We start from the raw sequence: 23,581 nt of genomic DNA, 5'->3' as shown, positions 1-23,581 counted from the left end.
TGAGTGGTGTCGTTATGCGTTAGCGATGTCCTGGTTTACTGGTGTTCCTTGCGGATGAGGTCGTAGCGTTCCGCCGGGAAGGGGACGCTGACGATGATCTTCTGGTTCGGGTGGGCCTCGGCAAGGGGGGCGCCGTCCCGGTCGGTGAAGGAGTCGAGCCGGTGGCGCGTCGCCGTCATCCGGCGGCCGACGAACTCCACCTCGGTCCCCGCCGCGATCCGGTTCCGGACCCCCACAACGACCGACCCGCCGGGGAGGAGCTCCTCCACCATGCCGACGAACTCATGGCTGCGGCGGTAGCGGGAGTCGTACTCCTGGTCCACGTCCTGGGGCCTGCCGAGGAGAAAGCCGGTGGTGTACCCCCGGTGACTGAGCTTGGCGAGCTCGCCGAGCCATTCGGGGTTGAAGCGGTAGCCGGCCGGGTCGGCGGCGTAGCGGTCCAGGGCGTCGCGGTAGACCCGGACCACCGAGGCGACGTAGTTGATCCCCTTCATCCTCCCCTCGATCTTGAGGGAGTCGACCCCCGCCCCCACGAGCTCCGGGATGTGGCGGATCAGGCAGAGGTCCTTGGAGTTGAAGATGAAGGTCCCCGCTTCGTCCTCCACCACCGGGAAGTATTCGCCGGGCCGGGTCTCCTCCACCAGGGCGTAGCTCCACCGGCAGGGGTGGGAGCACTCCCCCTTGTTGGCGTTGCGGCCGCTCATGACGCTGGAGAGGAGGCAGCGCCCCGAGTAGGAGATGCAGAGGGCGCCGTGGGTGAAGACCTCCAGCTCGGCCGAGACCCGCTCCCGCGTCTCCCGGATCGCTTCCAGGGACATCTCCCGGGCGAGGTTGATCCGCCGGATCCCCTGCTCCTGCCAGAAGAGGGCGCTCCGCCAGGTGGTGGTGTTGGCCTGGGTGGAGAGGTGGATCGGCCGGTCGGGGGTGATGCGGCGGATGGTGGCGATGACCCCCGGGTCGGCGGCGATGAGGGCGTCGAAGGGGATCGGCGCCGTCTCTTCCAGGTAGCGGTCGAGCTCCGGAAGGTCGTCGGTGTCGGGAAAGGAGTTGACCGTAAGATAGACCTTCACCCCCCGGTCGTGGGCATAGGCCACCGCCTCGGCCAACTCCGCCTGGGTGAAGTTGCCGGCGAGGTTGCGCAGGCCGAACTTCTGTCCTCCGAGATAGACGGCGTCGGCGCCGTAGTGGATCGCCACCTTCAGTTTTTCCATGTTCCCCGCCGGGGCGAGGAGTTCGGGTATTTTCATGGTGCCTCTGGTCATGATGCGTGCTTTGACAGCAAGGTTCACGTCAGTGCAGGAGCGAGAATGCCATGGGAAATCACGATGGTTTCAACCGCGGAAATCCTAGCATATCCACCGGGTGAATGAAACCCCTGCGGCAGCTTTGACCACTGCTTCGCCAGATGGACAACCCAGGCCGTACCGTCACTAAAAAAAGGAGAGCCGGTCAGGGTCCGCCCCGCTGCCGGGGGGGAGAGGCTGATTTTTTCGTGGCCGGAGACATGTCCCGATCCGATGAGCCCCCGAGCCAACTCCTCCCGTGTCTGATCGAGGTCCCCGGTCATCCTGGGGATTACGCCCCATTCATATCCCACGGTCCTCTCCACAACCCCCACATAGACCGTTGTCCCCGCTCCGGTTTCGAGGGGGGTGCGCCAGAGCCGCGCCTCCGTCCTCCCCGCCGTCCCTTCCGGCAGGGGAAGCGGTTGCGCAAATCCCAGGTCGTTGGGCTTCCCGTCCCAGAAGCTCGGCGCAAGGGGGGCCGAGGGGGAGTGCTCGCCATGGACGGCGCTCCCCACCATGCGGGTCACCGCCGCCACGGAGGCGGGGAGGACCGGCACCCATCCGGCCGCGTGGAACGCCGCGGTTACCTCAGCGTCGCTGTCGGCCGTAAGGATGAAGTTCACGGGTTCCCGTTTCTCAGCGGTGATGGTCTCGGTGTGGCGAGGGAGGCGGTACCGGACGAAACTCTCCACCATGCCGGCAGACGGGACGGGGAGAGGGGTGTGTACGGCGGTCGGAAGGACACGGGACGGATGGTAGCGTGCGCCGCTCCAGATTGAGAAGCTCGCCAGTACAACCAGCAGGAATGCCCCGGCCGCACGACGGGTGGCCGTCACGGGCATGGTGGCGGAATGGCCGCCGGCACGGCGCCACTCGGCGAGGGAGATGCCGATGATCAGCCAGAGGAGCCCCACGAGGTACCCTCCCAGCACATCGCTCAGGAAGTGGACCCCCAGGTAGAGCCGGCTGAAGCCGATGGCAGCCATGAGGAAAAGACCGGCGAAGAGGATGTTGAGCCGGCGGCCCCATCGTTCCGTATGGCGGCAGAGGAGGTAGACGACAAAACCATAGAGGGCCGTGGCGATGACGGCATGACCGCTCGGAAAGGAGTATGTCCACTCGGGATAGACCGCGACCCCCGCCGGCCGGGGGCGGTGGAAGACCACCTTGCCGAAGCCGGCCGTTGCACAGGCCCCGGCCAGGGCCACCAGAAAGGGGACAATGAAGGTTCCTCGGCGCCACAGGACCAGGATTGCACAGAGGGTGAGGGCGACGGCGACCACCATCGGTGCCCGACCCAGGTGGGTGACCCAGAGGAATATCTTGACCATGAGAGGGTCCCGCAACGCGTTGAGAAGGTTTTCGATGCGGGTATCGGCCGCCACGAGGGGGTCCGCGGTCAGAAGGTCCTCGATCACCCCCCCCAGGAGCAGGATGACGTAGAGAAAGGAAAGGCCCAGGAGGGTGAGCGGCCGGCCGGAAAAGCGGGTGCGGTCGAAACGCCCCCGGAGGAACGCCATGAGGGAGGGGTGGTTCACGGCAAAGCTGCTGGCGGAGATCGCCCCGCTCAGCGAGCGGGATGCGGAACCGGCAAGGGCAAGGAGCTGCTTTCCCCCCTTCTCGAAGAAACGCTTCGTCAGGTAGCCGCCGAGGGCGAAGAGCAGCACGGCGGCCAGCACCGCCTCGAAGCGCGTCGCCCATACTTCAACGCTTCGCCATGCCTCCCCCAGCAGATACCCCGCCACAAGGTGAGTCGTGGCCCAGGCGACGGCGCCCGCCGCGTTCCAGAGGAAAAAGCGGCCGGGCCTCATCCCCGCGAGACCGGCCACAAAGGGGACCACCGCCCTGATCAAGCCGTTGAATCTGCCGATAACAATGCTGGCACCCCCATGGCGGGCAAAAAACTCCTTCCCCCGCTCAAGATAACTCGGCTTGAACAGCCGGTTTTCCTCTCTGAAGGGGATGGGGTTCCCCGTGCCGAGACGGAAGCTGATGCCGTCGCCGAGGATGGCCCCCATGGTTGCGAACCAGATGAGGTCGCCGAGGTCGAAGTACCCCTTGGCAGCCAGGGAGCCGGCGAAGATGACGAAAACCGCGCCGGGGACCACGAGCCCCACAAACGCCAGGGACTCCAGGAGGGAGACGAGAAAGACGATCCAGTAGCCGAGCATGCGGAAGTGTTCGAGTTTCGGGATGAGGGAGTCTATGAGTTCCATGGGGTCAACCGGTTACCGGACAATCAGCCGGATGCAGAGGGCTGCCGTCGCTATCCAGACAAGGATGATGACCGCTCCCGCAATCCGGCTTACGGGTCGGGCATGGAGCATCGACTCCCGGGCTTTTAACCGGCAGTCGGCCAAGACCTCGGGGGGGACCAGCTTGATGGCCAGCGCTATGCCGAGGGGGACAATGACAAGATCATCCAGGTACCCTATAACCGGCACGAAGTCCGGAATCAGATCGATGGGGCTGAATGCATACGCCACGACGCAGGCAATGAGCAGTTTCGCGAGCCGGGGCGTTGCGGGATGACGTGCCGCGAGATAGAGGGTGAACGTTTCAGCCTTGAGGCGCTGCGCCTGCTTTTTCATTGTGGTGATCAGTGCCATGGGAGGCTCTCCGGAAGTCTAGATGAGGTCGTCGTGGAGAGGGATGACGACGGTTGCCCTGAGGCCTGTGCCGTCATTTCCCTCGCCAAGCGTTATGGTCCCGTTGTGCCGCTCGACGGCCGACTTGACGATGGCAAGGCCGAGGCCGCTCCCGGAGAAATCCTTTCCGCGCCGGTAAAACCGGTCGAACACCCGCTCCCGCTCGGCCGGGGGGATGCCGGGGCCGCTGTCGACGACCTCGATGACGGCCCTCTTCTCCCCGTGGCGCACCGCCACATCGATGGTTCCTCCCGGCGGAGTGTGGCGGACGGCGTTGTCCACCAGGTTGCCGACCATCGCCTGGAGCGCCTCCTCCTCTCCGGTGACGGTCACCGCTTCGCAGGCGGTCATCCCGAGATCGACCCCCTTTTCCGCGGCGATACGGGCCCGTTCGGCAACGATCTCCGTTGTCAGGGTGTCGAGCGCCACGGGAGAAAACCGCGGTGGCGCCTCGGGCTCGATTCGGGCCAGGGCGAGAAGCTGACCGACAAGCCGGGTAGCGCGGTCGATTCCTCCCTTCAGACGCACCAGCGCCTCGGACCGTTCCGCGTCGCTGCCGCTTCGCTCAAGGACGCGCTGCTGGAGCCCGACTGCTGCCAGGGGGGTCCGGAGCTCGTGGGCCGCATCCGCAACGAATCGCCTCTGCGCCTCGATGGTGTGGGCCACTCTCCCCAGGAGGAGATTGAGGCGGTTGACGAGGGGAAGGACCTCGGCGGGGAGATCGTCCGCCGGGATCGGCTCAAGCGCCGTGGGGGACCGGCGGGATATCTCCTCGGCAACCCGGGTGAGGGGATGCAATCCCTTCCCCACGCAGAGCCAGGTGAACAGGGCCAGAAAAGGAAACGTCACCAGCAGGGGGACGATCGACCGGAGGGCAAAAATGACGCTTATCTCGCGCCGGGCCTTGATCGGCTGTGAGACCTGGATGGTGCGCGCATCGGTCCGAAGGACGAAGACCCGCCAGTGCCTTCCCCCCCAGTAGACGGTCTTGAGCCCTTCCCGCTGGGGGGGGAGAGCCCTTCCCGGAGGGGTGGCGGAGGAGAGGGAGCCATTTTCCCAGACCTGTACCGCGAGTTCGGCCTCTTCTTCATAGTTGATCCCCGACGAGGGGAGCGGCGCCATGCTCTCATGGCGTGAGAACGCATGGGCGACCTGGGCGAGCTGGTAGTCGAACAGTTCGTCAATCTCTTCCCGCGCCTTGTGATAGGTGGCACTGCCGGCCAGGATGCCGGCGACGGTGAGCCCGCAGAACAGATACGTGAGGAGTCTCCGGCTGATGGAGTTCACGGCGCCGCCAGCATGTAGCCGACCCCACGGACGGTGCGGATCTGCTCGGCCCCGATCTTCTTCCGCAGGTTGTGGATGTGGACCTCCACGGCGTTACTCTCCACTTCCTCTCCCCATCCGTACAGCCGCTCCTCCAGCGCCGCCCGGGAGAGAAGGGCCCCGGGGCGTTCCATGAGGGCAGCCAGAATCACATACTCCCGTGCCGAGAGACATACCGGTTCACCACGGCAGACAAGGACCCGGGTGGCGGGGTTGAGGACGAGGGGACCGTGCTCGATGAGCGGCGCGGCGCGCCCCGTCTGTCGCCGCTGAATCGCCCGTATCCGGGCCGCGAGCTCGTCCGGGTCGAACGGTTTCACCAGATAATCGTCGGCACCGGAGTCGAGCCCCCTGATCCGGTCCGAGACCGCATCGCGGGCAGTCAGAATGATGACCGGCACGGGATTGGCGCTCTTTCGCAGCTCTGCCAGCAGTTCCAGTCCCCCCTTGCCGGGAAGGCCCAGATCGAGGAGGAGCAGGAAGTACTCCCCCGTGGCAAGGGCCAGTTCAGCCTCTTCGGCGTCCTGCACCCAGTCGGTGGTGATCCCCTCCTGTTTCAGGGAACGCCGGAGGGCATCGCCGAGCATCGGGTCGTCTTCTACGAGCAGTATGCGCATGAAGCTCCTTGTGCTCTCAGTGGAAGCGGGCCGGGACAATCGAGGTGTAGAATTTCAGCAGGGGACGGCTTCCCACGGCGTCGACGGGGTGTGCCGCGAGCCTGATGAGGACGACGGCAACGGTGGCCGTCCCCAGTGCGCCTATCATGTCGAAGGGGAAGTGTACCCCGAGGTAGACCCGTGCCCAGGCCACCGGCAGTGCAACCAGCGCCAGGAGTCCTCCGGCCCGGCGGGTCGTGCGGTTGAGGAGCAGTGCAAGTCCCACGGCACCGATGACCGTCACGTGGTCGCTCGGGAAGGAGCTGTCGGCGGCGTGGTGGAGGTAGGTGTGCCCGAGCCCCGCCGTGAACGGCCGGGGATGCTGGTAGAAGAGGCCGATCACCTGATTGATCCCCACGGCGAGCAGCGCCGAGAAGAAGGCATGGAGAAGCCGCGTGCGCTCCGTTTCCGAACGGTTGCGGAACCAGAGGAGTACCAGCAGCAGCGGCACGATCCCGATCAGGTACTCGGCGAGAAAGGTCGCGAGCGCCAGGGGAAGGCCGGCAAGGCCGGCGCCGGCATTGAGCGCGTGAAAAAGATGAACGTTTATCGATTCCATGGATTCACATTTTCCTTCGTTTGTTGGATAGTCGGAACGATAATAGCATGCTGAACATTCCAAGGCAAAACGTGCCGAAAAGAAACGGATTTTCCGGTGAGGGAATCTTGGTGACCGGTGGCCCTTTTGGGGTCACGATAGGGGAAAAACCTTAACGCAATATTAAGCCAATGCCCTGATAAATCTATAAATTATAAATCGCTTTGTTGGGGTGGAGGAGGATGACGTCGGAAATCTGCAACTAAGCATTTATGGTGCCCGTTGCCGTCGGCCTGTTTGTCCTTGACAAAAAATGTAACCTGAATTTTAGTATTCGAACGATTAACGCGCTTTTGCCCGGGAGGCGATCATGAAAAGAGTGTTCTCAATCGGCTGCATGCTCCTCGCCGGAGCGCTTCTCACCGTCGGCATCGCCCGCGCCGCGTCTGAGGAGCCGACAATCTACGTCATCCAGAAGGGGGATACCCTCTGGGGGCTTTCGGACCGCTTCCTGAAGGATCCCTACTACTGGCCCAACCTCTGGGCACGAAACCCTGCCATCGGCAATCCCCACCTGATCTATCCGGGGCAGCGGGTCCGGGTCTACCCCGACCGGATCGAGATCGAGCCCCATGCCTCGGCAGCCCCCGGCGCTCTGCGCCCCTCCGAGGAGCCCGCCGCCGAGCGGAGCTTCCTCGTCAGCGGCAGCGAGGGGTTCCTCATGGAGAAGGGGGTGACGCCCGCCGGCAAGATCATCTCCACCAACCAGAACCGGCAGATCGTGGGTGACGACGACATCGTCTACACCGACATCGGCACGGCCAACGGCGCCAAGGTGGGGGACCGGTTCTCCGTCTACAAGAAGCTCGATCCGGTGAGCCATCCGGTCACCAACGTCATCATCGGCGAGAAGGTGGTTCCCCTCGGCACCCTGCAAATCACCGAGGTGGAGGAGAAGGTCTCCAAGGCGATCGTCACCAGGTCATACCAGGAGCTCGGCCCGGGCTCGTTCCTTCTTCCGTTCCAGGAGAAGCGGCGGCAGGTCCCCCTCAAGGCTGCCGCGAAGGACCTGTCGGGGTGGATCGTCGAGACCCAGAGCGGCCACCAGGCCATCGGCGAAGGTGATATCGCCTTCATCGACCTCGGGAAGAGCCAGGGGGTGGAGCCGGGGCACCTCCTCTATGTCCTGCGCGATGTGGTCCCCGATCAGCAGTATACCGACATCTCCATCGAGAAGCTCCCCCCCGAGGTGATCGGCGCCCTGGTGGTGGTGCGGGCAGGTGAGGCCACTTCCACCGTCCTCGTGGTCAAGAGCATCGACACCATCTACCGGGGTGACCGGGTCGAGTTGAAAAAGAGCAAATAGTCCCTTTCATTACGGGGACCGGCATGGAGCTGGTCCCCTTTTTTGTATCGGCTCCCATGGATCATTTTCACTGGTTTGCCCTCAGATCGGTTCCCCTGGTGGGGAACGTCCTCTTCCGGCGGCTGCTGGAGCGGTTCGGTTCTCCCGAGGCGGTGCTCCGGGCTTCGGATGCCGAACTCCGTGCCGTCACCGGGGTGAGCGCGGCGGTGGTCGCCTCGCTGCGGGGGCATGATCCGCGCCCCTTCGCCGAAGCCGAGTCCCTGGCGGTCCGCCGGGCCGGCGTGCGGATCGTCACCGTCCTGGACGACGAGTACCCACCCTTGCTCCGGGAGATCGCCGATCCTCCCCCCTATCTCTACGTGAAGGGCTCCCTCGCCGGCATCGGCAGGGCCGTGGCGGTAGTCGGCTCCCGTCGCGCGTCGGCCTACGGGCGGGGAGTGACGGAGCGGCTTGCGGAGGATCTCGCCCGCAGCGGAGTGACGGTGGTGTCGGGGATGGCCCGCGGCGTCGATACCGCCGCCCACGCCGGTGCCCTCAGGGGGGAGGGGCGGACCATCGCCGTCCTCGGCTGTGGTGTGGACGTCGTCTATCCGCCGGAAAACCGCACTCTCTTCCGCGACGTTGCCGAGCGAGGGGCGCTGGTTTCCGAGTTTCCCCTGGGGACGGAACCCCTCGCCGGGAACTTCCCCCGCCGCAACCGGATCATCAGCGGCATTGCCCACGGCGTGCTGGTGGTGGAGGCGGCGGAGCGGAGCGGTTCCCTCATCACGGCCCGGATCGCCCTCGACCAGGGGCGGGATGTCTACGCCGTCCCGGGCAATATCACGAGTGGCGGGAGCCGCGGGACCAATCACCTCATCCGCCAGGGGGCGAAGCTGGTGGAGACGGTGGACGACATCCTGGAGGAGCTTCCCGGCGCCTCCGCCCCCCGCCGGTGCCCCGTTCCCGCCGCGCCGCAGCTCCCCCCCGACGAGGCGACGCTCTGCGCACTCCTCGGGGCCGAACCGCTCCATATCGACGAGATCGTTGCCAAAAGCGCGTTGACAGTGGGGGAGCTTTCGGCTATGTTGTTGCGCCTGGAACTCAAGGGAGCCGTAACCCAGCTTCCCGGCAAGTATTTTTGCACAAACTGACCACTACACAACGCAACGGTTATAAGAGAGTATGCCCCAACACCTCGTCATCGTAGAATCGCCCGCCAAGGCCAAGACCATTGAGAAGTTCCTCGGGAAGGACTACCGGGTGATGGCTTCCTACGGACACGTGCGCGCCCTGCCGAGCAAGCAGGGGTCCGTGGACGTGGCCCACGACTTCGAACCCAAGTACGCCGTTCTCCTCGAGAGCAAGCGCCACATCGACGCCATCAAGAAGGAGCTCAAGGAGAGCGACGTCCTGCTGCTGGCCACCGACCCCGACCGCGAAGGGGAGGCGATCTCCTGGCATCTCCTGGCCGCCCTCGGCATGGACAAGAAAAAGTCGCTGCCGGTGAAGCGGGTGGTGTTCCACGAGATCACCAGGGACGCCATCGTCCACGCCGTGGAGAACCCCCGGGACATCTCCCTGGAACTGGTGGACGCCCAGCAGGCCCGCTCCATCCTCGACTATCTCGTCGGCTTCAACCTCTCCCCCTTCCTCTGGAAGAAGATCCGCTACGGCCTCTCCGCCGGTCGGGTCCAGTCGGTGGCCCTGCGCCTCATCTGCGAGCGGGAGAAGGAGATCAAGGCGTTCCAGGAGCAGGAGTACTGGACCATCGGCGCGGAGCTCGCCACCGGCAAGGGACAGAAGTTTACCGCCAGCCTGGTGGAGGCCGAGGGGAAGAAGCTCGGCAAGTTCGACATCCCCGACGACAAGGCGGCCGACAGGCTTGTGAAGGCCCTGGAGAACGTCTCCTACACCGTCGACAAGGTGACGAAGAGCGAGCGCAAGCGGACGCCGGCGCCGCCGTTCACCACCTCCACCCTCCAGCAGGAGGCGGCGCGCAAGCTGGGCTTTTCGGCCAAGAAGACCATGTCCACGGCCCAGAAGCTCTACGAGGGGGTCGCCGTCGGCGACGAGGGGCTCGTCGGCCTCATCACCTACATGCGTACCGACAGCGTGGTCCTCTCCAACCAGGCGCTCCAGGAGGCCCACGAGGTCATCACCTCCCTCTACGGGAAGGAGTACGCCCTCGCCAAGCCCCGCTTCTACAAGAACAAGGCGAAGAACGCCCAGGAGGCCCACGAGGCGGTCCGCCCCACCTCCGTGGCCCGCACGCCGGCCGAGGTGAAGAAGTATCTCTCCTCCGACCAGTTCAAGCTCTACGATCTCATCTGGAAGCGGACCGTCGCCTGCCAGATGGCCGAGGCACTTCTGGACCAGACCTCCGTCGATATCGGGGCAGGTAAGGGGTACCGCTTCCGGGCCGCCGGCACCGTGATCCGCTTCCCCGGCTTCATGAAGCTCTACATCGAAGGGGTCGACGACCAGACCGAGGAGAAGGAGGGGACCCTTCCGCCGCTCTCCGAAGGGGAGGCCGTGAAGCTCCAGAAGCTCCTCCCGGAGCAGCACTTCACCCAGCCGCCGCCGCGCTACACCGAGGCGAGCCTCGTGAAGACCCTGGAGGAGTACGGCATCGGGCGCCCCTCCACCTACGCCTCCATCATGAACACGCTGCTGGAGCGGAAATACGCCCGGCTCGACAGCAAACGCTTCATCCCCGAGGACGTGGGGATGGTGGTGAACGAGCTCCTCACCAACCACTTCACCCAGTACGTGGACTACAACTTCACCGCCAGCCTCGAAGAGGAGCTGGACCGGGTCTCCCGGGGAGAGAAGCAGTGGAAGCCGCTGCTGCACGAGTTCTGGGGGCCGTTCCACTCGCTCCTGAAGCAGAAGGAGGGGGAGGTCAGCAAGGCGGACCTCACCACCGAGGCGACGGACGAGGCGTGCCCCGACTGCGGCAAGCCGCTGGTGGTGAAGCTCGGCAAGCGGGGGAAGTTCATCGCCTGCTCCGGCTACCAGGAAGGGTGCACCTACACCCGCAACATCTCCCAGGGGGAGCAGCAGGAGCCGGCCGAGCCGGTCTTCTCCGAGGAGAAGTGTGAGAAGTGCGGCAGCCCCATGCTGGTCAAGGACGGCCGCTTCGGCAAGTACCTCGCCTGCTCTGCCTATCCGGCCTGCAAGAACATCCAGCCTCTGGTGAAGCCCAAGGGGACCGGCCACACCTGCCCCGAATGCAAGGAAGGGGAGTTGACCGAGAAGAAGTCCCGCTACGGCAAGATGTTCTACTCCTGCAACCGCTATCCCCAGTGCAAATTCGCCCTCTGGGATCCCCCCCAGCCGGGGCCGTGCCCCAAATGCGGCTTCCCGCTCCTGGTGAAGAAGGTCTACAAGCGGGAAGGGGAGTTCCTCAAGTGCCCCAAGGAAGGGTGCGATTACAAGCTGGGCGGCAAAGAGAAGTAGAGACCGCGAGGCGGGGAGCGATCCCCGCCTTTCTTGCATAAAGGAATCAACGATGCTCAACGAGATGCATGAAGGCTGTGAACAGTGCCGCTTCGCCTACGCGCGGATCGACACCGAGTGCTGGGGCGACACGGGCGCCCGGCGGGTCATGTGCCCCATCTGCGGCTGGACCAAGTACGAGGAGCACACCTGGAGCGATGCCACGGCCACCCTCACCACGCGAAGCGTCAAGCAGGGGTACGGCGCCTACCGCCTCATCCCCCCCGGCGGCTTCTCGGGATACAACGCCTTTCACGAACCGCCGTCGGCGGAGGTGGTGAGGCATATCCAGGCTCTCCTGAGCCGGGGGTGGAAGGGATACCTCACCATCTGGGACGAGGGAGAGGCCCGGGCGCGGCTGGTGGCGGGGCATCCGCTGCAGCGCTACGAGATTGCGGACGACGGAAAGGGGGCGCCGTGACGGCGGCCATCACCATCATCGGCGGCGGCCTTGCCGGCTGCGAGGCGGCGTGGCAGGCGGCGCAGCGCGGCGTCAGGGTCACGCTCCACGAGATGAAGCCAGAGGCGTACTCCCCGGCCCATACCCTGCCGGGGCTGGCGGAGCTCGTCTGCTCCAACTCGCTGCGGGGGGAGTCGCTGGAGAACGCCGTGGGGCTCCTCAAGGAAGAGCTGCGCCGGACGGGATCACTCTTCATGGCGGCGGCCGATGCCACCCGCGTCCCGGCCGGTGGTGCGCTGGCGGTGGACCGGGAGCTCTTTTCGGCCTTCGTCACCGCGCGGATCGAAGAGCACCCCCTCATCGACCTGGTGCGGGGCGAGGTGGCGGACCTGCCGCCGGAGGGGATCGTCGTCGTCGCCTCGGGCCCCCTCACGAGCGACCTCCTTGCCGGCCGGCTCCGGGAGCTGACCGGGCCGAACCTCTATTTCTACGACGCCATCGCCCCCATCGTCACCGCCGAATCCCTCGACATGGCGAAGGTCTTCCGGGCCTCCCGCTACGGCAAGGGGGAGGGGGACGACTACCTCAACTCCCCCTTCGACGAGGGGGAGTACGAACGGTTCGTCGACGAAATCCTCGCCGCCGAGAAGGTGCCGGCGCGGGAGTTCGAGAAAGTGGTACACTTCGAGGGGTGCATGCCGGTGGAGGAGATGGCCGAGCGGGGGAGAGAGACGCTCCGCTTCGGACCGATGAAACCGGTGGGGCTCGTCGATCCCCGCAGCGGGCAGGAACCCCATGCGGTGGTCCAGCTGCGGGCGGAGAACCGGGAAGGGACCCTCTTCAATCTGGTCGGCTTCCAGACGAAGCTCACCTGGCCCGAGCAGCGGCGCATCTTCCGGATGATTCCGGGACTGGAGAACGCCGAGTTCGTCCGGCTCGGCTCCATGCACCGCAACACCTTCATCAACGCCCCGGCGCTGCTGGCGCCGACCTTCCAGTTCAGGAGCCGGCCGCGGATCTTCTTCGCCGGCCAGATCACCGGGGTGGAGGGATACGTGGAGTCGGCGGGGAGCGGCTTTCTCGCCGGGATCAACGCGGCGCGGCTCGCCCGGGGGGAGGAGCCTCTGGTGCCGCCGCCGGCCACGGCCCTGGGCGCCCTGGTGGCCCATATCACCACGGCGCCGGCAAAGCACTTCCAGCCGATGAACGTGAACTACGGCCTCTTCCCCCCACTGGAAGGGAAAGTGAAGAAGAAGGAGCGTCGGGGAAAGCTTGCGGAGCGTGCCCTGGCTGACCTGGTGCGTTGGATCGAAATAATGTAGGGGGCTGCTTGCCGCGCCCCCCCGGGAGACCCCATGGACGACAAGGAAAAGCAGGAGATATCGATCATCGGCAGGCTCATTTCCATGGAGGCGCTCCTGGTGCTGATGGGGCTCGTCTCCCTCGGCTACGGCATCTCCAGCGGGCAGTTCATGTCGATCTTCTGGGGGGGGGTCATCCTCGTGGGGGCCGTCGTGCTCCACTTCGTCCGGAAGAAGGACTGGAAGAAGCACTGGGAGGAGCAGGAAGAGATGCGCCGCCGGTACGAGGAGCGGATCAGGGCCGAGAAGGAGAAGAACAATGGGAGGTAGCGGCAGGATCGTGCTGGCGTCGGCATCGCCCCGGCGGCTGGAGCTCCTCGCCTCGGCGGGGGTGGAGTTCGACGTCTTTGCCAGCGACATCCCCGAGGAGGCGATGGCGGGGGAGTCGCCGGAGGACTTCTCCCTGCGCCTGGCACGGGACAAGGCGGTGGCCGCGGCGGCGCGCACCGAGGGGCGCTGGTTCATCGGCGCCGATACGATCGTCGTCTGCGACGGCGAGATCATGGGGAAACCGGCCGACGAGGCCGATGCCGTGCGGATGCTCAGGAAGCTCTCCGGGGTTGCGCACGCGGTGATCACCGCCTACGCCATCTACGACAAGGCACGGGACGGCCTCCTCTGCAAGGCGGTGGCGACGAAGGTTTTTTTCAAGCCGCTGCGGGACGAGGAGATCGCCGCCTACGTCGCCACCGGCTGTCCCATGGACAAGGCCGGCGCCTATGCCATCCAGGGGGGGGCGGCGCACATGGTGGCGCGCATCGACGGTTCCTACACCAACGTGGTGGGGCTCCCCCTCTGCGAGGTGGTGGAGGATCTGCGGAAACTGGGAGCGCTCTGAGGCGTCATGTCCATCGCTGACAACCTTGCAATAATCCGTGAAAAGATCGCTGCCGCGGCACGGCGTGCCGGCCGCGATCCGGCGGAGGTGCGGCTGGTGGCGGTCTCCAAGACCAAGCCGGCCGAGGCTGTGGATGAGGCGGCCCGGGCCGGCCAGCGGCTCTTCGGCGAGAACTACGTGCAGGAGTTCACCGCCAAGGCTCCCGCGGTGCGCGAAGCGGTGGAGTGGCACTTCATCGGCCACCTCCAGTCCAACAAGGTCAAATCCCTGGCGGGGCTCGTCTCGATGATCCATTCGGTGGACCGCCTCTCCCTGGCCGAGGAGATCGACCGCCAGTGGGGGAGGCTCGGCGCGGTCTGCGACATCCTCGTCCAGGTCAACATCGCCGGAGAGGCGACCAAGTCGGGCACCTCGGCCGCCGAACTCGTGGCGCTCGTCCGTGCGGTGGCGGCGCTCCCCCACCTGCGTGTCCAGGGGCTCATGACCATGCCCCCCTTCTTCGACGACCCGGAGGGCGCCCGTCCCTACTTCCGCCAGCTGAAGCGCCTCGCCGGCATCGTTGCCGCCGAAGGGATCCCCAACGTCGCCATGGCCGAGCTCTCCATGGGGATGTCAGGAGACTTCGAGGCGGCGGTCGAGGAGGGGGCGACCCTGGTCAGGGTCGGCACCGCCCTCTTCGGCGAGCGGGAGTACCGGCTCTAGCCGCCGGTATCATCATTTCTCTCGCTCCCTCAGCCTGGTCAGGGTTGCGGCCAGCACCTCCCTTACGAAGGCGGGGTTGTGCGCCCCCCGGCTCCCATCGTTTTTGAGCAGAAAATAGTTCCACGCGGCCTTGAGAGCTGTCTGTCCTGTGCCGGTCGCTGCCAGCGGCATTCCCCCCGGCCTGATGCGCGACAGGGGCACGGCATATTTCCCCCCTGACGGATCGGCGACCTCGGCCCCCATTTCCTGTCGAAGCCCCACGAGCTGGAGCGACGCGATGCCGTTCCGCGCCAGCGAGATGTCACTCCCCTCCCTCCCGGCATTCCCCATCGTCACGTTTCCCGCTCTTCCGATCTCCGCCAGGATGGCGCCCTCCACCTCTTCCCTGAGCTTTTCCGTATCGGTCTCCAGGGCGGCCAGCAACTCCTCGCCGTCGAGTTCGCGATGGCAGCGGGAGCATTCCCGCGGCGCCGTTTTGAAGGAATGGCTTACCCCGCCCCGCGGGTATCCCTGCCCGGCTTTCGGCACCGGCTTCACATGGCACCAGATGCAACCATCCTCGATCCGGGCATGGCTGCCCGGTTTTCCCCTCTCCACGAAAAAGGCGTTGATGCCCCTGGTCACGTCGCCCTGGGGGGCGTGGGGAGGGGTGCCGAAGCCGGGGGGGAGCGCCGTGTTTGCACCGATGGCATCATCGGTGCTGTGGCAGATGATGCAGAGGGCCCCCCTTCCCCCCGGTGCATCGCGCAGCGCCGGGGGCTGCATCCGGGTGGCGTCCGGGGCGCGGATCGGCACCTTATCGGTCCCGGAGCGAAAGGAGTTGCCCGCATCGTGGGGGTCGTGGCAGACGATGCAGGTCACCGGATCGACTTTTTCCGGGGTGAGGAAGGGGGTATTGGCGCCGAGGGGGGCGGCGCGCTCCCCCCGGTCGAGCCAGGCGAGGAACCCTTGGGCCGTGTGGCAGCGGCCGCACTCTCCCGCCGGCCGGCCGCCCCGCTCCGGGGCCACGGTCTCGGCGGCCAGGTGGTAGTTGGCGTGGTTGCTGGCGAGCCACTGGCGGTAGCTCGGCTCGATGGATTCGTCGTGGCAGACCCCGCACACCTCGGCATGGTGCGCGATCCGCTCGGGGGCGCCGCTCTTTTTCATGGTCTTATGGGCGGCGCTGTTGTTGGGGCCGTGGCAGTTCTCGCACTGGACATTGGCGCGGCGCGCAACGTCGGGATAGTAGTCGAGCAGGTAGTCGTAGTTGCCGAGCTTGGGGGTGACAAGGGGAGGGGATTTGCCGTGGTCCCAGATGAGCGGTTCCTTCAGAAAGGCTTCATAGGCGGGGACGGCGGAGATGCCGGCGCCGGACGGCGTCCCACCGAAGCCGACGGTATGGCAGGTGAAGCAGCGCTCTTCGTAGCGAAAGACGGTGTTCAGGCACTGTTGGAAGATTTCGGCGTGGCCCGATTTGCGCCAGGCGTTAAACCGCGGCGTCAGCGCGTCGTTGTAATGGCAGAGGCACCCTTCGCGGCCTACCCAGCGGGGGCGCAGCTCTTCATCGCGGGCGCCCACCACCCCCATCCACCGTCCCGCCACAATCATGAGTCGCGGGACTCCTCCTTCGCTCACGGTGTAGGTCCCCTTCATGTCGGGGGTGAAGGAGGGGGTGCGGGTCGCCGCGTCCCGCAGCGTCGCCTGGGATCCGTCGGGGGGGGTCAAGGTCCAGGCGTAGGTTGCCTGCTCCCGGCCGTTGAGCAGGAGCGGCGCCCCGATGGCGACGTTCCGCAGTCCCGGCCCCGGCGCGGCCAGGGGGCGGAGATCGGCGATGATGTCGACGTTGTCGGTGTAGTTTCCCGACGTGGTCTCCGCCGTCACCGAGAAGGCGAGCCGACCGGCCCGCCGCAGGTCCGACGGCACGAGCCCCATCACCATCCAGCGGTCCAGGAGCCTTCCCTCCTGCCCGAGGTGGTAGAGGAGCGTTTCCTTGTATGCCGCCAGGGGAGGGAGGGTAACCCGGACGACGGGGCCGTCGGTGCCGGACAGCCGGCCGGCTACCCCTCCCTCTTCAACCTGCATGGCCCAGCGGATTCCCTTCAGGGTCGAACCGTCCCTCATCGTTACCGTCGCCCTGAGCGTGACCGTGGAGCCGGGTGTCGCGTCAGTCACTGTTCTGCCTGCATCCACGATGACCGGTGCAGTCGGTTCGAGCATCACATCACGCGCCACGGTCTCACCGAGGGTGAGCGGCACGGTGAATTCGGCCGGCCGGTATCCCTGCCGGGCGAACCGCATTCGGTAGGTGCCGTCGGGGAACTCGGCGTAATAGGAGCCGTCCTGATTGGTGACCGGATGCACGCCGCCGGCGGGCTCCACCTCCAGCGCGACCCCCGCCACTCCCCGGCCGGTGACGGCGTCGGTCACCCTGCCGGCGACGCAGGCCCGGACCACTGTCACGGGGCGGAGAAAGCCGGCGGAGCCATGCCGGCTCCCGGGTCCGGTGCAGCCGGTGCACAGGAGAAAGAGGGCTGCGATGAAAATGGCGGCCGGAAGCAGGATCTTTCCCAGTGATGGTGACCATCGCTCGTCCATGAGCAGTTCCCCTTTGTTGGTTCGTCTTGTTGCCGTCAGCTGGCCGTTCCGAGGCACCGGGACGCAGGCGACCCATGCCTTGCCGGAATTGGATACAAGCTTACGGGAAACGCGGGGTTTGGCAAGGGCGCCCGATTGACTGGAATGGTTTCTGTGTTAAGAGGTATTCGTATCGCACCGGCCGAGCAACCGGCTTCAATCATTGTGGTTTCACCGTTCTCAGGGAGGGAGCTGCCAATGGGGATGAATCGCACCGTGTGGAGATGGCTCGCCGCCTTGTGGATGCTGGGGATCTGTTCCCTTCCGGCCGTGCCGGTGTCGGCAGCGGGAGAGGGGGGAGACGGCGCCACCCTCCCCGAGCCCCTCACCCCGGGAAGGCGGATCGAAAGACCCCTGACCGTCGGCGAATCCCATGTCTATGCCCTGGAACTCGGTTCCGCCCAAGCGGTGACGGTGGAATTCGACCGCCGTGGTGTTGCCGCAGTGGTGACGATTTCGGCCCCCGATGGCCAGAAGATCGGGGCCTTCGGCAGCACCACTTCCGGCGAGGGGAAGGAGACAATCTTCTTCGTGACCGAGCAAGGGGGGACCCACCGGCTCACCGTCAAGACGTTTTTCCAGCCGTCGCCGGCGGGGCGCTACCTCATCCGGCTCGCCGATGTCCATGCCGCGTCGGTACAGGAGCTGGGGCGGGTTGCGGCGCAGTACTGCGAGGAGAAACGGTGGCTCGACCGGGGCAACAACTTCCTGGTGGACGAGGCGCTGCGCTCCCTCTCCCGCTGCATGGTCGCCGTGGCCCACCGCCTGGAGGGGGGGCAGCCGAAGGCGGCAACCGTCGCGGGTGAGGCCAATGCCGAGATCGATTACCTGATCGGCCGCTGGCGGTGGGGCGAGTTCGTCTCGGTCGCCTATCAGCAATCGCTGGTGGCCGATTTCAGGATGCTTGCCTCCGCAGCGAAGGAGCCTGACGCCGCCAGGTCCTTTGCCATCGTGGAAGAGGTTGCCGAAGATCTTCGGATAAAGGCCGAGCATTGCCGCAAAAGCAGCCGCGGGCTGGGAGAGGATGTGGCGGTGACGGTCAAGACGTGGCGGGGGAACAGTGAGGAGCCGAACCTGCTCGTCTATTACCAGCTCGGGATCTTCGAGTTCACCCCGTCCCGCGCGCCGGAGAGTTTCCCGCAGAAGAGCAGCCCGACCCGCCATACCCTGCCGGCGGGGCGGTATCTCATGTGGGCGGGCCGACCGGGGCAGGCCGAGCCGCCCAAGGGGAGCGTGCGACGGGTGAGGATCGGCGAGGGGATGCGACAGGTTCCGCTGGATCTGTTTGTCCCCTGATCCCACCGCAGTCATGGAGGTTCCCATGCCGGACAACCCCCCCCTGCAGGAGAATCCGATCCGCCGTGTCGACCAGCTTTGGACGATGGTGCTACCGGTGGCTACGCTGATCATGGAGACGGTCCGCAGCTTCTGGGATACCCCGCCGCCCGACCTGGCCGGCGTCAGCAGCGGCTCGGACCGTGCCCTCTACTCCTTCGCCCAGTTCGTTGTCGCCATCCTGCTCGGCCTGATGGTCCTCCCGATGACGAAATGGTGCTGCCGCAGGGTCCACGCCTGGTTCTGGGGAAAGGTAGCGGCGCTCGCGCTGGTGCTGGCGGTAGTGGCGTTCTTCTCGTACCAGCGCCTGCTGGCCGGCTGGACGGTCAGGCACGGCACCGCGGTTCTCTATGTGGGGACGGAGGTGAGGCCCGAGGTGAAGGAGTTCGTGCGGAAAAACCCCGACATGGGTACCGCCGAGCTCCTTGAAAACGCCGGTTGGCAGCCGGCGCGCATCTGGACCGAGCACTCCCTGCTCCATCGCCGCCTGGTGCTGGCCGGAGTCTACATTCTTTGCACTCCGCTGTTTGCGGCCGCCATCATGGCGGTCGCCCAACTGATGTACTGCGCCGGCGCCCGGGAGTGAGCGACGACACAGCGGGCTTTCTCCCCGCCGGTCGCAGGTGATCCCCCCGCCGCCCCCTATTCTTTCCGTTTCCTTGGTAACCTTTTTGCACTATAATCGGGAACCTGACATCATTTCGGAGGTTACCCCGTTCCCCATGAGATTTCACCTGCTTCTGCCTACCGTTGTTCTTGCACTAGTTTCCGCCCTTCCCGCACTTGCCGCCAAACCTGCACCGCCTGCCGTCCTCAGCCAGGATGCGCCGGTCCTGAGCCGGGGGATGAACGTCCCGATCCTTCTCTATCACCGCCTCGGCCCCACCGTTGCCGACGGCATGACCATCAAGACGACGGTCTTCGAGGAGCACCTGAAGTATCTCCGGGAGAACGGCTACACGGTCATCCCCCTCCGCCAGGTGGTGGACTTCTACCTGAAGAAGGGGCCGGCGCCGGCACCGAAATCGGTGGTGATCGTGGAGGACGACGCCCACAAGTCGGTCTACTCCGACATGCTCCCCCTGGTCAAAAAATACCGCGTGCCGGTGACGGTTTTCGTCTACCCGTCGGCCATCTCCAACGCCAAGTACGCCCTGACCTGGGACCAGATCCGGGAGCTGAAAAAGACCGGGCTCTTTGATTTCCAGTCCCACACCTACTGGCACCCCAATTTCAAGAAGGACCGGAAGAAGCTCAAGCCGGCGGAATTCGAGAAGTTCGTCGACATGCAGCTGAAGAAGTCGAAGGACAAGATCGAGAAGGAACTCGGGGGGAAGGTCGACCTCCTCGCCTGGCCCTTCGGCATCTACGATGACTACCTGCTGAAGAAGGCGGCCGAGGCCGGCTACGTGAGCACCTTCACCATCGAGCGCCGCCACGCGACCCCCGCCGAGAGCGTGACCAGGCTTCCCCGGTATCTCCTGATCAACGCGGACCAGGGGAAGGCCTTCGCCCAGATCCTGGCGGGAACGGCGCCCAAGAGAAATGTCGTCTACTGATCCCCCGAAAAAGCACCCCTGTCCCGACTGCCGGTTCTGCCAGTGGTGCGGGGACGACCGCTGTTCACTCTGCCTCGGGACGCGGACGCGGGGGCGCAAGATGTCGATGGAAGAGCAGATCGCCTTCTACGAGGCGGTGAACAATCCCCACAATGGCACTTCCGCCCCGGAGCTCCAGGGGCACGGGGCGAAACACTCTTGCCGGGATAAGCCGGGGGGCGGTGGCGGATGCTGCCGCAGGGGGGATAAAACCTGATCTCCGGGGGATAACGCAGAAAGGCCGGGAACGACATGTGTCGTCACCCGGCCTTTTCTTTTGGGGGACGGAGTGTCTACTTTTTCCCGAGTTCCACCGAGCGGGCGGTGGCGGCATCCACGGCGGCGACGACCGCGCCCCGGAAGCCGTTTTGCTCCAGAGAGGCGACGCCGGCAATGGTGGTGCCGCCGGGGGAGGTGACCTTCTCCCGGAGGATGGCCGGGTGCTCGCCGCTTTCCATCACGAGCTTCGCCGCGCCGAGGACGGTCTGGGCGGCGAGGCGGGAGGCCACGTCGCGGGGAAGGCCGTTCTTGACCCCGGCGTCGGAGAGGGCCTCGATGAAGGTGAAGACGTAGGCCGGTCCGCTGCCGGAGAGGCCGGTCACGGCGTCCATCAGTTTCTCCTCCACCACGCAACTCGTCCCCACCAGATCGAAGATGGACTGCGCGAAGGCGAGATCGTCGTCGTCGGCATGGGTTCCCCGGCAGAGGGCGGAGGCACCGTGCAGGACGAGGGCCGGCGTGTTGGGCATCACCCGGATCACCCGTGCCGCCGTGCCGCACGCCTCCTCGATGGCGGCGGCCGGTACCCCGGCCATGATGGAGATGAGGAGTTTGCCGTCGAGGGCGCCGGACCCCATCCCCGCCACGACGCCGCGGAAGACCTGGGGCTTGACGGCGAGGATGACGGCGTTGCTGGCGGTCACCACGTCGGTGTTCTCCGCCCGGGCATCGACGCCGTAGCGGCTGCGAAGTTCCTCCCGGCGGGCCGCCACCGGCTCGGCCACGGAGATCTCCTCTGCAGGCACTCCCCCCGCCAGCACCCCCCTGATGATGGCCTCCGCCATATTCCCCCCGCCGATGAATCCGAGTCTCCGGCCTCGTAGCATTGTCTGTCTCCCTCCGTAAGCGCGCCGCGCGCGATTGGTTTTCTTGGTAATAAAACCCTCCCCCCAAAATGTCAAGCCGGATGATGGCGGCTCCCCGTCGGTACGACCCGTTTTTCGATTGCCGGCGGATGCGTTCCGATGCGGTAAACGGCATCCGGGAAATGGTCCGCGAGTGCGTAAAAAAATCGTTGACACCCCGATTTCTTTATATTATAAACCACGCCTTGTGCGCGCGGGATTAAACAGAAAGTTTAGAAATGCTAAACCCGCCGTTTTACAGAATGTTTACAAATGCTAAACTTGCCATATGACATAAAGTTTAGCATTTCTAAACACGGAGGAACCCGTGAAGATCGGCGAGCGGTTGAAGCGGCTCAGGATGATCAATTCCCTTACCCAGGAAGAGCTGGCGAGTCGTGCTGACCTCACCAAGGGGTACATCTCGCAGTTGGAAAACGACGCCACCTCCCCCTCCATCGCCACCCTGAAGGATATCCTCGACGTCTTCGGCGTCAGCATGCAGGAGTTCTTCGGCGACCCCATCGGTGAGGACGTGGTCTACGGCAAGGAGGCGCGGGTCCAGCCCTCGGCCGGAGACGAGAAGATCCAGGTGGAGCTCCTCGTTCCCGGCGCCCAGAACCGCGACATGGACCCGGCGCTGGTGACCCTGGCCCCCGGCGAGGAGATGGATGAGCAGAATTTCCACGAAGGGGAGGAGTTCGGTTTTGTCCTTCTCGGCAAGATCCAGCTCCGGCTGGACGACAAGATCTACACGGTGAAGAAGGACGAGTGCTTCTACTTCACCTCGGACAAGCGGCACGCCGTGAAGAACGTCGGCAAGGGGCCTGCTAAAATATTGTGGGTCGTGACCCCGCCGACGTTCGATTACTAAAATCAACCAAATCCGCCACAGAGCCACAGAGGCACGGAGAAATTCAGATTGCATCGCTTTCCTCTGAGTCTCTGTGCCTCTGTGGCAGGTTTTGTTCTTAAAGGAGAAATCACATGAGCAAGGTACTCATAATCGGAGCAGGCGGGGTCGGCCAGGTCGTTGTCCACAAGTGCGCCCAGCGCCGTGACATCTTCAGCGAGATCACCCTGGCCTCTCGGACCAAGGCCAAGTGCGACGCCATCGCCGCCCAGCTCGGCGGGAGCATCGCCACCGCCCAGGTGGATGCCGACAACGTTCCCGAGCTGGTGGCGCTCATCAAGAAGGAGCAGCCGAAGCTCGTCATCAACGTGGCCCTGCCGTACCAGGACCTGACCATCATGGATGCCTGCCTGGAGACCGGCGTTGACTACCTCGACACCGCCAACTACGAGCCCAAGGACACCGCCAAGTTCGAGTACTCCTGGCAGTGGGCCTACCAGGAGCGCTTCAAGGATGCGGGACTCATGGCGCTCCTCGGCTCCGGCTTCGATCCGGGGGTCACCAACGTCTACACCGCCCTCGCCGCAAAGAAGTACCTGGACGAGGTGCAGGAGATCGACATCATCGACGCCAACGCGGGGAGCCACGGCCAGCCCTTTGCCACCAACTTCAACCCGGAGATCAACATCCGCGAGGTGACCGCCCCGTGCCGCCACTGGGAGAACGGCCAGTGGGTGGAGACCGGCGCCCTGGCCACGAAGCGCTCCTTCGACTTCCCCGACGGCATCGGTCCCATGAACATCTACCGGATGTACCACGAGGAGATGGAGTCCATCGTCAAGCACATCCCGACCATCAGGAAGGCCCAGTTCTGGATGACCTTCTCCGACAACTACCTGAAGCACCTGGAGGTGCTCCAGAACGTCGGCATGACCCGCATCGACGAGGTGGAGTTCCAGGGACAGAAGATCGTGCCGATCCAGTTTCTCAAGGCTCTCCTCCCCGACCCCGGCAGCCTGGGTCCCCTCACCAAGGGGAAGACCTGCATCGGCGTCATCGCCCGTGGTCTCAAGGACGGCAAGCGGAAGCAGGTCTACATCTACAACATCTGCGACCACGAGGCCTGCTACAGGGAGGTCGGCTCCCAGGCCATCAGCTACACCACCGGTGTGCCGGCAGTGGTGGGGGCCATCATGATGCTCACCGGCACGTGGCACGCCCCCGGCGTCTGGAACATGGAGCAGTTCGATCCCGAATTGTTCTTGGAAGTCCTCGGTCCCATGGGACTGCCGGAGGTGGTTGTTGAAGGCGAGTGGCCTGAACTGTAGGAGGAGCGCAATCTTCCGACCATCTCCCCGCCGTCCTCGGGATGCTCGTTGTGCGGCGTAGCGCTGCTACGCCTCCGCCGGCACCCCTGCGGGTGCGAGGATCTGGCCGAAATCTTGTGCTCCGGTGGT

The 23,581-nt window shown here is 65.3% G+C and carries 22 protein-coding genes; 14 read left to right on the top strand and 8 right to left on the bottom strand.

Annotated features, from left to right (window positions below; all coding sequences use genetic code 11):
* Nucleotides 1–35: 35 nt before the first annotated feature.
* From GPICK_RS12600 to GPICK_RS12575, 6 genes are read right to left on the bottom strand one after another with little or no spacing between them, the layout of a single operon-like run.
* A complete protein-coding gene (locus GPICK_RS12600) occupies nt 36–1,247 on the bottom strand; it encodes a peptidase U32 family protein (RefSeq protein ID WP_039743765.1) in 1,212 nt (403 codons plus the stop codon).
* A gap of 38 nt (nt 1,248–1,285) precedes the next feature.
* Entirely contained in the window at nt 1,286–3,502 is a 2,217-nt protein-coding gene (locus GPICK_RS12595) for a bifunctional DedA family/phosphatase PAP2 family protein (RefSeq protein WP_039743763.1), read from the bottom strand.
* A 12-nt stretch (nt 3,503–3,514) separates the two neighbouring features.
* A complete protein-coding gene (locus GPICK_RS12590) occupies nt 3,515–3,895 on the bottom strand; it encodes a YkvA family protein (protein WP_039743761.1) in 381 nt (126 codons plus the stop codon).
* 18 nt (nt 3,896–3,913) lie between these two features.
* The gene (locus GPICK_RS12585) at nt 3,914–5,221 is read right to left on the bottom strand and encodes an ATP-binding protein (RefSeq protein ID WP_039743758.1); all 1,308 of its coding nucleotides are present in this window, start codon (nt 5,219–5,221) and stop codon (nt 3,914–3,916) included.
* Entirely contained in the window at nt 5,218–5,877 is a 660-nt protein-coding gene (locus GPICK_RS12580) for a response regulator (protein WP_039743753.1), read from the bottom strand. Before GPICK_RS12580 ends, GPICK_RS12585 begins: the two co-directional genes overlap by 4 nt.
* A gap of 16 nt (nt 5,878–5,893) precedes the next feature.
* On the bottom strand, nt 5,894–6,475 hold the full coding sequence (locus GPICK_RS12575) for an undecaprenyl-diphosphatase (RefSeq protein WP_052263427.1): 582 nt from the start codon (nt 6,473–6,475) through the stop codon (nt 5,894–5,896).
* 349 nt (nt 6,476–6,824) lie between these two features.
* Here GPICK_RS12575 and GPICK_RS12570 point away from each other — a divergent pair, with 349 nt between their 5' ends.
* Genes GPICK_RS12570 through GPICK_RS12535 form a run of 8 tightly spaced genes read left to right on the top strand, consistent with a single transcriptional unit; the run spans nt 6,825 to nt 14,601 of the window.
* The gene (locus GPICK_RS12570) at nt 6,825–7,820 is read left to right on the top strand and encodes a LysM peptidoglycan-binding domain-containing protein (RefSeq protein ID WP_039743751.1); all 996 of its coding nucleotides are present in this window, start codon (nt 6,825–6,827) and stop codon (nt 7,818–7,820) included.
* Between the two features lie 56 nt (nt 7,821–7,876).
* Nucleotides 7,877–8,953, top strand: a complete 1,077-nt coding sequence (dprA, locus tag GPICK_RS12565; RefSeq protein WP_039745744.1) for a DNA-processing protein DprA — start codon at nt 7,877–7,879, stop codon at nt 8,951–8,953.
* 31 nt (nt 8,954–8,984) lie between these two features.
* Entirely contained in the window at nt 8,985–11,261 is a 2,277-nt protein-coding gene (topA, locus tag GPICK_RS12560; RefSeq protein ID WP_039743749.1) for a type I DNA topoisomerase, read from the top strand.
* A gap of 52 nt (nt 11,262–11,313) precedes the next feature.
* Complete coding sequence (locus GPICK_RS12555) at nt 11,314–11,721, top strand: hypothetical protein (protein WP_039743747.1); 408 nt, start codon at nt 11,314–11,316, stop codon at nt 11,719–11,721.
* Nucleotides 11,718–13,022 carry a methylenetetrahydrofolate--tRNA-(uracil(54)-C(5))-methyltransferase (FADH(2)-oxidizing) TrmFO gene (gene trmFO, locus GPICK_RS12550; RefSeq protein ID WP_039743745.1) on the top strand — a complete coding sequence of 435 codons (1,305 nt, stop codon included), beginning with the start codon at nt 11,718–11,720 and terminating at the stop codon, nt 13,020–13,022. Before GPICK_RS12555 ends, trmFO begins: the two co-directional genes overlap by 4 nt.
* Before the next feature lie 33 nt (nt 13,023–13,055).
* Nucleotides 13,056–13,331, top strand: a complete 276-nt coding sequence (locus tag GPICK_RS12545) for a hypothetical protein (RefSeq protein WP_039743741.1) — start codon at nt 13,056–13,058, stop codon at nt 13,329–13,331.
* Entirely contained in the window at nt 13,321–13,899 is a 579-nt protein-coding gene (locus tag GPICK_RS12540; protein WP_039743739.1) for a Maf family nucleotide pyrophosphatase, read from the top strand. Before GPICK_RS12545 ends, GPICK_RS12540 begins: the two co-directional genes overlap by 11 nt.
* A 6-nt stretch (nt 13,900–13,905) precedes the next feature.
* Nucleotides 13,906–14,601, top strand: a complete 696-nt coding sequence (locus tag GPICK_RS12535) for a YggS family pyridoxal phosphate-dependent enzyme (RefSeq protein WP_039743736.1) — start codon at nt 13,906–13,908, stop codon at nt 14,599–14,601.
* 12 nt (nt 14,602–14,613) lie between these two features.
* Here the strand turns inward: GPICK_RS12535 and GPICK_RS12530 are convergent, their stop codons facing one another.
* Nucleotides 14,614–17,175, bottom strand: a complete 2,562-nt coding sequence (locus tag GPICK_RS12530) for a carboxypeptidase-like regulatory domain-containing protein (protein WP_039743735.1) — start codon at nt 17,173–17,175, stop codon at nt 14,614–14,616.
* A gap of 243 nt (nt 17,176–17,418) precedes the next feature.
* On the opposite strand from GPICK_RS12530, the gene GPICK_RS12525 reads away from it, so the two are divergent.
* The 4 genes from GPICK_RS12525 (at nt 17,419) to GPICK_RS17105 (ending at nt 20,364) form a co-directional block, all read left to right on the top strand.
* Nucleotides 17,419–18,510, top strand: coding sequence for a hypothetical protein (locus GPICK_RS12525; RefSeq protein WP_144400093.1), 1,092 nt, complete (start codon nt 17,419–17,421; stop codon nt 18,508–18,510).
* 25 nt (nt 18,511–18,535) lie between these two features.
* Complete coding sequence (locus tag GPICK_RS12520; RefSeq protein ID WP_039743730.1) at nt 18,536–19,135, top strand: hypothetical protein; 600 nt, start codon at nt 18,536–18,538, stop codon at nt 19,133–19,135.
* Between the two features lie 136 nt (nt 19,136–19,271).
* Nucleotides 19,272–20,108, top strand: coding sequence for a polysaccharide deacetylase family protein (locus tag GPICK_RS12515; RefSeq protein ID WP_039743727.1), 837 nt, complete (start codon nt 19,272–19,274; stop codon nt 20,106–20,108).
* Nucleotides 20,095–20,364, top strand: coding sequence for a hypothetical protein (locus GPICK_RS17105; RefSeq protein WP_084201436.1), 270 nt, complete (start codon nt 20,095–20,097; stop codon nt 20,362–20,364). Before GPICK_RS12515 ends, GPICK_RS17105 begins: the two co-directional genes overlap by 14 nt.
* A 76-nt stretch (nt 20,365–20,440) precedes the next feature.
* Here GPICK_RS17105 and proC read toward each other — a convergent pair whose 3' ends face one another.
* Nucleotides 20,441–21,253 carry a pyrroline-5-carboxylate reductase gene (proC, locus tag GPICK_RS12510; RefSeq protein ID WP_039743725.1) on the bottom strand — a complete coding sequence of 271 codons (813 nt, stop codon included), beginning with the start codon at nt 21,251–21,253 and terminating at the stop codon, nt 20,441–20,443.
* Between the two features lie 346 nt (nt 21,254–21,599).
* Here proC and GPICK_RS12505 point away from each other — a divergent pair, with 346 nt between their 5' ends.
* Nucleotides 21,600–22,145 (top strand): helix-turn-helix domain-containing protein, encoded by a 546-nt coding sequence (locus tag GPICK_RS12505; protein WP_039743722.1) that lies wholly within the window; start codon nt 21,600–21,602, stop codon nt 22,143–22,145.
* A gap of 113 nt (nt 22,146–22,258) precedes the next feature.
* Nucleotides 22,259–23,452, top strand: a complete 1,194-nt coding sequence (locus GPICK_RS12500) for a saccharopine dehydrogenase family protein (RefSeq protein WP_039743720.1) — start codon at nt 22,259–22,261, stop codon at nt 23,450–23,452.
* Nucleotides 23,453–23,581 lie beyond the last annotated feature (129 nt).

Source organism: Geobacter pickeringii (assembly GCF_000817955.1).
Lineage (GTDB): Bacteria > Desulfobacterota > Desulfuromonadia > Geobacterales > Geobacteraceae > Geobacter > Geobacter pickeringii.
Note: the sequence above shows the minus strand (reverse complement) of the source record. Positions and strands in the feature narration are given on the sequence as shown.

Coding starts and splice junctions, on each gene's coding strand:
- GPICK_RS12535 (WP_039743736.1), top strand. CDS start 13,906: ATGTCCATCGCTGACAACCTTGCAATAATCCGTGAAAAGATCGCTGCC.
- GPICK_RS12530 (WP_039743735.1), bottom strand. CDS start 17,175: ATGGACGAGCGATGGTCACCATCACTGGGAAAGATCCTGCTTCCGGCC.
- GPICK_RS12600 (WP_039743765.1), bottom strand. CDS start 1,247: ATGAAAATACCCGAACTCCTCGCCCCGGCGGGGAACATGGAAAAACTG.
- GPICK_RS12570 (WP_039743751.1), top strand. CDS start 6,825: ATGAAAAGAGTGTTCTCAATCGGCTGCATGCTCCTCGCCGGAGCGCTT.
- GPICK_RS12540 (WP_039743739.1), top strand. CDS start 13,321: ATGGGAGGTAGCGGCAGGATCGTGCTGGCGTCGGCATCGCCCCGGCGG.
- dprA (WP_039745744.1), top strand. CDS start 7,877: ATGGATCATTTTCACTGGTTTGCCCTCAGATCGGTTCCCCTGGTGGGG.
- GPICK_RS12500 (WP_039743720.1), top strand. CDS start 22,259: ATGAGCAAGGTACTCATAATCGGAGCAGGCGGGGTCGGCCAGGTCGTT.
- GPICK_RS12595 (WP_039743763.1), bottom strand. CDS start 3,502: ATGGAACTCATAGACTCCCTCATCCCGAAACTCGAACACTTCCGCATG.
- GPICK_RS12555 (WP_039743747.1), top strand. CDS start 11,314: ATGCTCAACGAGATGCATGAAGGCTGTGAACAGTGCCGCTTCGCCTAC.
- GPICK_RS12515 (WP_039743727.1), top strand. CDS start 19,272: ATGAGATTTCACCTGCTTCTGCCTACCGTTGTTCTTGCACTAGTTTCC.
- GPICK_RS12520 (WP_039743730.1), top strand. CDS start 18,536: ATGCCGGACAACCCCCCCCTGCAGGAGAATCCGATCCGCCGTGTCGAC.
- topA (WP_039743749.1), top strand. CDS start 8,985: ATGCCCCAACACCTCGTCATCGTAGAATCGCCCGCCAAGGCCAAGACC.
- GPICK_RS12590 (WP_039743761.1), bottom strand. CDS start 3,895: ATGGCACTGATCACCACAATGAAAAAGCAGGCGCAGCGCCTCAAGGCT.
- GPICK_RS12575 (WP_052263427.1), bottom strand. CDS start 6,475: ATGGAATCGATAAACGTTCATCTTTTTCACGCGCTCAATGCCGGCGCC.
- proC (WP_039743725.1), bottom strand. CDS start 21,253: ATGCTACGAGGCCGGAGACTCGGATTCATCGGCGGGGGGAATATGGCG.
- GPICK_RS12545 (WP_039743741.1), top strand. CDS start 13,056: ATGGACGACAAGGAAAAGCAGGAGATATCGATCATCGGCAGGCTCATT.
- GPICK_RS12525 (WP_144400093.1), top strand. CDS start 17,419: ATGAATCGCACCGTGTGGAGATGGCTCGCCGCCTTGTGGATGCTGGGG.
- GPICK_RS17105 (WP_084201436.1), top strand. CDS start 20,095: ATGTCGTCTACTGATCCCCCGAAAAAGCACCCCTGTCCCGACTGCCGG.
- GPICK_RS12580 (WP_039743753.1), bottom strand. CDS start 5,877: ATGCGCATACTGCTCGTAGAAGACGACCCGATGCTCGGCGATGCCCTC.